Genomic DNA, 8153 nt, shown 5'->3' on the forward strand with positions numbered 1-8153 from the left:
ACCAAACTAAATCCGTCGGGAAGTTTAAGATTACTCAAGTTGAGTGCAGCTATACCGGTGTTCTTGATGGTAAAGGTTTTAGTCAAGGGTTCACCAACAAGAGTCTCGCCAAAGTTAATGGCGGTGTTGCCATCTATAATGTCAACATTGCCATTGAGAACTTGAATTTCTGGGGTTTTGGTAGAGTTGCGGGGAGCTTCGTATGCACCAATATCAATGACTGTACTGCCATTACCATCACCATCCTGAGGAGTCCTCTTAGTGATGTTATTGAAGGCATTGGAACCACCATCGATCGCAACACTTCCAGGTTTGAGTGCAAAATTCCCTTTGTCTGCATCAACAAATTGAGGATCTTGACCCAAAAGATTTTGTAACCCTGTAGCGTTTAAATTATCTGAAGCTTGGAATAGGTTCGAGTTATAAACAAGATTGCGATCGAAGGTTACATTAGTGGCATACTTAATGCTATTAGCATTTTGATTGTCACTTGCATACAATATGTTGTTGTAGGCACGTACATTTTCTGAATAAAGAACTCCAATCTCTCCAGCACCTGTAAGAACCCGACCATTTTGGTAAGCCGTATTATTGATAATATCAACATTGGTAGCTTTGAAAACTTCAATGCCTCCACCTCCATTGTTGTAAGTTATGTTATTTGCAATTAATGCCTTACCGGTATAGGCTGTATTATCTCTGGTGAGCTCGGTAGTATCAAGCATAATCCCATGTCCCTCAGTGATTTTGTCACTGCCTCCTTCTTTCCACGGAACTAGACTTTGGTTATCGTAGACAATGTTGTCTCGATAAATCATTCTGTAGTCAGTGGTATTGTTATCAAAATTAAAACTGTGGAGAGAGGTTATTCCCTGATTGCCGTAAGGTGAATACCAAGCGTTTCCAGACACAATGTTTTTCTCAACAGTTATATAGTCTGAATCACTGAATGCTATGCCTCCACCTGGAAAGTTACGGATTGTGTTACCAGTAATGACAATATGATGGGGATTAGTACCAACAACACCATTGGCAGGATTTTTCCATGCATTAACAACAATCCCATTACTATTGGTCAAGGGGTTACCAAGGTTATTCTTCTCTTGCAAGGCATATTCGAGAGTGACGTTTTCCCGATTGCCTTTTATATCAAGTCCTTCAATCCGCACGTAGGATGAACTGGATATACTAATGCCACCTCCCGTTGTTGTTATCGTCGGCGTAGCTCCTGGATAAGCTTTTATTGTTGTCCAGTTATCTGGTGAGCCATTCAAGTTTAAAAGCATGACCCCTTTCGTTTGATAATTTCCATTCATGACGTAGAGCGTGTCGCCTGCTTTCATCTCATACACGGCTCTACCCAAGCTGAGAAATGCAGATTCTTCGTTTAAGCCATTATTTTTATCACTACCTGTTGCAGAAACGTAGTATGTTTTGCCAGCCATCTGTTTACTCCGAATATATGTAGGGGAAATTGGTAATACAATCTCAGCAACTTTCTTCAGTTACTAAGTAGTTATTTGAATGAGTCATTTATCTGCACTGTTAAGGACAGTCACAGTTGTCCGATCGCGACTTAAAATCGCGTCGATTCTAGAAACGCTGTTATAAACCTGAAAATTTTTCTCCTGTCAACCGTTGACGGTCAAACCAGGAATATCAATACCGTCAATCATCAGAGTTTTGTTGAGAGTAATTGGACGATTAACGCGTAGATGCTTCTACTCCAGACTTGTCATCAGATATCTTCTTAGCAAGACTGGATAAAGGTGAATTGAATCGTATCTTCATCTTTAGCAGCTGCATAGGCATAGCCCGTCGTAGACATCGCTGCTCTTTGCAAACCAGCTTTAGCATCTGCTTTTTTCAATCAAACGATCGTATTTGGCATAGTAATTCCTCTGAACTTTATGCGTTGTTTTAGGTCAGGAGGTTGCCAAATCTGCATGGTAAAATTCACCCTTGGCTGATAACTGGGGACTTAAAGTTAAAGCAATCGAAGTTAAATTGGTTGAAACTTTAGTTAGGTTGACCCTTTAACTTAAGGGGACTAATGTAACAACTTAGTTGAACCTGTTTTAAGCGGTGTAACTGAGCGTTGTGAACTTAATTAAAACTAACCTTTACAAATAGCACTTAATATCAGTAAATGCCCTGAATATAGTATTTTTTTTTACAACATAAGCAAGAAACTATGGAAGTGCCTAGTGGAGTCAGTCGTTGAAATCAGGCAAGAGGGAAGAGGATTTTAGCCTAGTTCATCAATCTTTGAGATAGTTTGGTTTGATGACACCAACTTACTTAATCTTTATAATATGAACACTGAAATAAACTCCAGAATACCTGTTGCTTTAACCATTGCTGGTTCAGATAGCGGTGGCGGTGCAGGAATTCAAGCTGATTTACGTACCTTTGCTTTTCACTGTGTCCACGGTACTAGTGCTATAACCTGCGTCACGGCACAAAACACTCTAGGAGTAAAGAGGGTTGATGCTATGCCAACAGAGGCTGTTGTGGCGCAAATTCAGGCAGTAGTTGAGGATATTGGCGTACAAGCTGCCAAAACGGGAATGTTGCTCAATCAGGAAATTATCTTTGCTGTTGCCCAGCAAGTGGAAACTTTACAAATCAATAATTTAGTAGTCGATCCAGTAATGGTGTCACGCACGGGAGCACAATTGATTGATGATGATGCTATAAAAACTCTGTGCCATGCTCTGATTCCAAAAGCGGTTATGATTACGCCCAATCGCTATGAAGCCCAAATTTTGAGCGGTTTACAAATTAATTCTTTAGAGGATATGCAAGCCGCGGCTGAAATTATTCACAAGACTTTAAAGACGAAGGTTGTTTTAGTCAAAGGCGGAGGTATGCAGGGAGATTTGCGTGGCGTTGATATCTGGTTTGATGGGGACAAGTTGAAAGTTTTGACTTGCCAGCAAGTAGAGACAAAAAATACCCACGGTACTGGTTGTACGCTATCGGCTGCGATCGCTGCTAATCTAGCTAAAGGAAAAGATTTGTGGCAGGCAGTGCAACAGGCAAAGGAATATGTGACTACCGCACTCACTTACGCCCTAGATATTGGCGAAGGGCAAGGTCCTGTGGGACACTTCTTCCCATTGTGGGGACTAGGGACTAGAGACTAGGGATTAGGGATTGGAGACTGGTCATTGGGAATGGGGACTAGAGAAAAGTTTTCTCAGTACTTCATCCCCAATGCCCAAATAAAAAATCTTTGCCCTTTCGGTATTTTTCTATTATTCTTGGGCATAGTTTCAGGGGTGACTATCTCTGTTAGCATCTCTGTACAATCTAATTACTTTGATTTTTAATACCAAGCCCCCAATGCGAACAACCATAGGTTCTGTTCACAGGAATTCGCCAACACCGACTACTCAAGCCTACCCTCCTTCTGTACCGCTATCTGTATACAGGGAATTGTCAACAGAGTTGCAAGCAGTACAGGCGAGGCTAAATGCACTCACCATTCAAAATCAGCAACTAGCACAAGAAAATCAACTATTACGCCAAGAAATTACCAAAGTCGTTGAGTCTTTTTCTCGTTTGCAAAATTTTGTGGACTCCCATACTACACCTAGTTATCACCAAGCCAACCAAGCTTCTGGTGACGTTAAAAGTGCCGCAAAACAGCCAGTAACACAAGCACGTCCACCTCAACAGGTTTCTCGTTCGCGTCCATCCGTTGTGCCCAAAACACCACCCGAAAAAAGCCGTCGCCAAGACTTTTCTACACCTGTAATGGAAATGAATTTTCCGATATCAGAACCAGTTTTTATAGAAGAGCAACAAGTAAATTATTATTCCACTACTGAGCCAGATGTTAAGGGAATCAATGGCTGGTGGTTAATTATTACTATCTTGTTAATCATGCTGACTGCCTTTAGTGCTGGATATTTCGTTGTGCGTCCCTTGTTTGAACATCAGAAACGTTAGTTGACATTCCCACAGTCAGTAGTAGCAGGCTTTCAGGCTACCGTGTAATTTGGCTGCGATCGCTCTCTAAATATCCGAACAAATTTGCTAAATTGTGGAAACAATCTATTTTTAGGTTATAAAAGCTACAGAAAATGCTAAATTGACAACAACTTCTTTATGTTAGAACCTCAAAGATTATCCAAGTAATAAAATTCTTGCCCCTTCTGATATCACAAACCTTCAAGTAAAGCGTCTACACTTTAAAAAAGTTGTAATTATTACATATTTTTTAGGAAAAGCACTGCTAGTTACAGCTTCAGACAGCGGATCTGGTTAGATATATAAACGAAGCTAGTAGAAGTCAGGAGTTAAGAAGATGAAAAAAGTAGAAGCTATTATCCGCCCATTTAAGCTAGATGAGGTGAAAATTGCCTTAGTTAACGCTGGTATTGTTGGCATGACTGTTTCTGAAGTCCGGGGTTTCGGACGGCAGAAAGGTCAAACTGAACGGTATCGTGGTTCTGAGTACACCGTTGAGTTTCTGCAAAAACTCAAAGTGGAAATCGTAGTTGACGACAATCAGGTTGATATGGTAGTAGACAAAATTATTGCTGCTGCCCGCACCGGTGAAATCGGCGACGGTAAAATTTTCATCTCGCCTGTTGAGCAAGTGATTCGGATTCGCACCGGCGAAAAGAACACAGAAGCAGTTTAAAAAAGTTATGAGTCGTGAGTCAGGACTAATGAATGAAGATTTAGCAGAATTCATAAATCCTAACTTTTGTACAGACGCGATTAATCGCGTCTCTCCTAACTCTTGCACAGACGCGATTAATCGCGTCTCTCCTAATTCTTAACTCTCTCTAGTTGCGGAAGTAAAGCCGTAAAAGCCTTGCCTCGATGGCTAATTGACTTCTTCAACTCCCGTGTCATTTCAGCAAAGGTCAATTGCAATTCTTGCACATAAAAAATTGGGTCGTAGCCGAAACCACTATCACCACGAGGTACGTGGAGAATTTCGCCGCAACAAACACCTTCAGATTGTAATACGATCGCACCATCAGGACGAGCGATTGCGACTGCACATACAAATTGAGCTTGCCGATTGACTTCGTTACCTAATTCCCTCAATAGCCTAGCAATGCGTTCTGAGTCGGTTGTGGCGTAACGTGCAGAATACACTCCTGGTGCACCATTTAAGGCATCTACTTGCAAGCCCGAATCATCAGCAATTGCCCAGTTTCCTGTGGCTTTAGCAATTTGTGAGGCTTTCAAACAAGCGTTGGCGGCAAAAGTTTTGCCTGTCTCTTCAATTTCCAATTCTTCAGGTTTGAGGGTTAATTCCCAACCAGAATTTTCCAGGTAAGCCTGCATTTCCCGCAACTTACCTGGATTTCCTGTAGCTACTACAAGTAATGTCATAAAAAGTTATCAGTTAGGAGTTAGGAGTGATAAGTTATGAGTTACGCCTAATGTGAATTAAGCTTTGAAACCCCTATAATTTCATAGGTAATCCCAAAACTATGATTTTGAGCGAATCTAGAAACCCTTATAGAATAAGCGGCGTTTCTAATTCACATCAGACGTGAGTTATTAATTCTTAACTCCTAACTCTCAACTCCTCACTAATTTTACTCTGCCCAGTGTTTCGCCCAAGCAAGAGTTTGATGGACTTGCTCAATTGTCGAGGCTTCGCAGTACAGGCGTAAAACTGGCTCAGTACCGCTAAACCGAATCATTAACCAGCTTTTATCAGCAAGGCGATATTTGTAGCCGTCGATTGTCTGACAATCAATCACTGCTAACCCGGCAATTTCCGTTAAGGGTTGGGTTTGCAGTTGTTGCAAAAGACGCGATCGCACTTCCATACTTGCTAAGGGCAAGTCAATGCGATCATATGCTGAGGTAAACCCTGTTTGTTTCTGCAAGTAGCGATAATACTCACCTAAATCCAAACCAGATTCTACAATCGCCTCTAGTACGTACAATGCTGACAATAGGGCATCACGTTCGGGTATATGGCTGCCATAGCCAATTCCTCCCGACTCTTCACCACCCAGTAATACTTCTGCTACTAACATTCTGTCAGCGATATATTTATAACCAACCGCTGTCTCAAAGATTGAGAGGTTATGTAGTGCTGCTACAAGGGGCATCAAGTCGGAACCACTAACAGTTTTAACTATTTCACCCTTAAAGTCGCGCCGCAGGGTTAAATGGTCGATTAATATCGGGATTAATACTTGGGAACTTAGGAAGTTGGCTTCTCCATCTACTGCTGCAATGCGATCGCAGTCTCCATCAAATACCAACCCCACCGTTAAACCTGATTTATCGGTTTCTCGGTGAGTCTTGATGACTTCAAAAAGCTTTGAAAGGTATTTAGGCAAGGGTTCCGGCGCACCGCCACCAAAAAGGGGATCGCGATCGCTATTGATTTCTTTGACCTGATTGCCTAGTAGTCTCGCCAATCCACTAGCAGCAGCGCCATGCATGACATCGGCAAATAACGTTAGTTTGCCAGATGCGATCGCTTCTCGAAGTTTGGCAATATCAACTTTACTTTCTAGTGCTTGAGTATAACTGGGCCAGGGATCGAATTTCTCTTGCTTGCCTGGAGTAGCTGCTAGTGGTACTCCCACCGACAACTGCGCTTCTATCTCTTTTGTGACTTCTGGCGGCACCGACCCACCAAAATAACCCTTGACTTTTAACCCCAAATATGATCCAGGATTATGGCTGGCTGTAATTACCAGCGCCCCTAAAGCGTTGAGTTGTTTTGCTGCCCAACTATAAGCTGGGGTTGGGGCATAGCTCTCGCTCAATAACACATCAAAGCCGACAGCGGTGACAGTATCGGCAACAGCACGAGCAAAGTCTTCGGCCATGAATCGGCGATCGTAACCGACAATTATTGTTCGGCTACCCACCGTAGAGAAATATGTATCATATAATACTTTTGCGGCGACTGGCGCGACCAGGGCTAGGCGTTCAAAGGTAAACTCGTCACCAATAACGCCCCGCCAGCCGTCTGTACCAAACTTGATTGAGTTAGCTACAACTGGCATCTAGGTATCCTAACTGTCTACTTGAGGATTCTAGCATTTATACAGTGTATAAAGTAAAAAAAGAATCTAGTAATAATATGTACTAATAATATTCGCCTGTTTTAACACAAAAATGAGCGAATTTGTGCAATGGAGTGCGTAGACGCGCAGTGATTTGTCGTCAGACAGCGCCTTTTGGCTCACAAGTGAAATCTGCCTTTGTAGACTTTTCATATAGTACGCAGGCTTGTTTATGTAGGGGCGAATTCTAATTGCTAAGTATTCAAGTATTATCCAGATTTGGATTCATTAGCTGCTCTACCTCAGCAGCTTTTTCGCTTAAATCAAGCTCTGTGTAAATTTGCAAACTTTCAGTCAAAAACTGGGTAGCAGTTACCTTAGTACCTGATTGATGATGCTGGGAGCGGTTCAGGTATATTTCGCCTAAGAGTTTACGAGATGAAGCTTCTAGTTTGCGGCGATTGTACTCTTGAAAAACTTGGAGAGATTTTTGAGCTAGTTCTTCGGCTTGATCAAGATTTTTTAAGACGCTGACTTCCAGATAAGCACGGGCGATATCAAGAACTTCATCTGCTCGATTTACAGTCTGCCCCAGCTCGGCAAGATATGTCAAGCCAATATTATAATATTTTTCAAATTGGGCAATTTGTTCTTGCGGTAACGAGTCATCAAAAGACGACAGGCGTAAGCGTTCCGACCAGATTAAGCTAAAGATAATGTTATCGTAAGCAAGATTTTCTTTATAGTCTCCTGTGGTATTTATTTGGATGGCTCGACGGATATTTTGTTCAGCCTGTGCCAGTAATTCAAAAGCTACTGCTCTATCTGAGGTATTTTTTGCTAACAAGCGTTGATTGTTAGCAAGTTGCATAAAGCGTCTAGCTGCACTCTCATCATGGCCTAACTGCTGATGAAGATTTCGACTTTGCTGGTAATATTCAATCGCCTTCGTGTAATCCTTTAAATTGCGGTAGCAACTAGCGATCCAAGATAGTTGATTAGCTACATTATTCTGTAGACTCAATTGCTCATAAAGGTCATGGCTTTGTTGATGGTAGGTGATCGCTTGTTCATATTTACTCCAAGCTTGATAGATTTGACCTAATTGACGGTAAGTTACAGCTATCAATGATGTGTCATTTAATG

The 8153-nt window shown here is 41.8% G+C and carries 7 protein-coding genes and 1 pseudogene; 4 read left to right on the forward strand and 4 right to left on the reverse strand.

What is annotated here, in order from left to right:
• A partial coding sequence (locus ACFE93_RS10780) for a choice-of-anchor Q domain-containing protein (protein WP_375473283.1) occupies window positions 1-1445 on the reverse strand: 1445 nt, incomplete at its 3' end.
• A gap of 870 nt (window positions 1446-2315) precedes the next feature.
• Between ACFE93_RS10780 and thiD the strand changes: the two genes are divergently transcribed.
• The 4 genes from thiD to ACFE93_RS10800 all read left to right on the forward strand — a co-directional run bounded on the left by thiD (window position 2316) and on the right by ACFE93_RS10800 (window position 4796).
• Complete coding sequence (gene thiD, locus ACFE93_RS10785) at window positions 2316-3149, forward strand: bifunctional hydroxymethylpyrimidine kinase/phosphomethylpyrimidine kinase (protein WP_375473284.1); 834 nt, start codon at window positions 2316-2318, stop codon at window positions 3147-3149.
• Window positions 3150-3348: 199 nt separating this feature from the next.
• The gene (locus ACFE93_RS10790; RefSeq protein WP_375473285.1) at window positions 3349-3957 is read left to right on the forward strand and encodes a hypothetical protein; all 609 of its coding nucleotides are present in this window, start codon (window positions 3349-3351) and stop codon (window positions 3955-3957) included.
• 358 nt (window positions 3958-4315) lie between these two features.
• Window positions 4316-4654, forward strand: a complete 339-nt coding sequence (locus tag ACFE93_RS10795) for a P-II family nitrogen regulator (protein ID WP_012410794.1) — start codon at window positions 4316-4318, stop codon at window positions 4652-4654.
• 7 nt (window positions 4655-4661) lie between these two features.
• Window positions 4662-4796: a hypothetical protein gene (locus ACFE93_RS10800; protein WP_375473286.1), complete on the forward strand. Its 135-nt coding sequence runs from the start codon at window positions 4662-4664 to the stop codon at window positions 4794-4796.
• Here the strand turns inward: ACFE93_RS10800 and rdgB are convergent.
• The 3 genes and pseudogenes from rdgB to ACFE93_RS10815 all read right to left on the reverse strand — a co-directional run.
• The gene (gene rdgB / locus ACFE93_RS10805) at window positions 4786-5361 is read right to left on the reverse strand and encodes an RdgB/HAM1 family non-canonical purine NTP pyrophosphatase (RefSeq protein ID WP_375473287.1); all 576 of its coding nucleotides are present in this window, start codon (window positions 5359-5361) and stop codon (window positions 4786-4788) included. The two genes, ACFE93_RS10800 and rdgB, sit on opposite strands and share 11 nt — an antisense overlap.
• A gap of 209 nt (window positions 5362-5570) precedes the next feature.
• Window positions 5571-7007 carry a phosphoglucomutase/phosphomannomutase family protein gene (locus ACFE93_RS10810; RefSeq protein WP_375473288.1) on the reverse strand — a complete coding sequence of 479 codons (1437 nt, stop codon included), beginning with the start codon at window positions 7005-7007 and terminating at the stop codon, window positions 5571-5573.
• A gap of 262 nt (window positions 7008-7269) precedes the next feature.
• Window positions 7270-8153: pseudogene (locus ACFE93_RS10815) on the reverse strand (histidine kinase); the annotation flags it as partial.

It is taken from the genome of uncultured Nostoc sp., assembly GCF_964247315.1.
Classification (GTDB): domain Bacteria; phylum Cyanobacteriota; class Cyanobacteriia; order Cyanobacteriales; family Nostocaceae; genus Nostoc.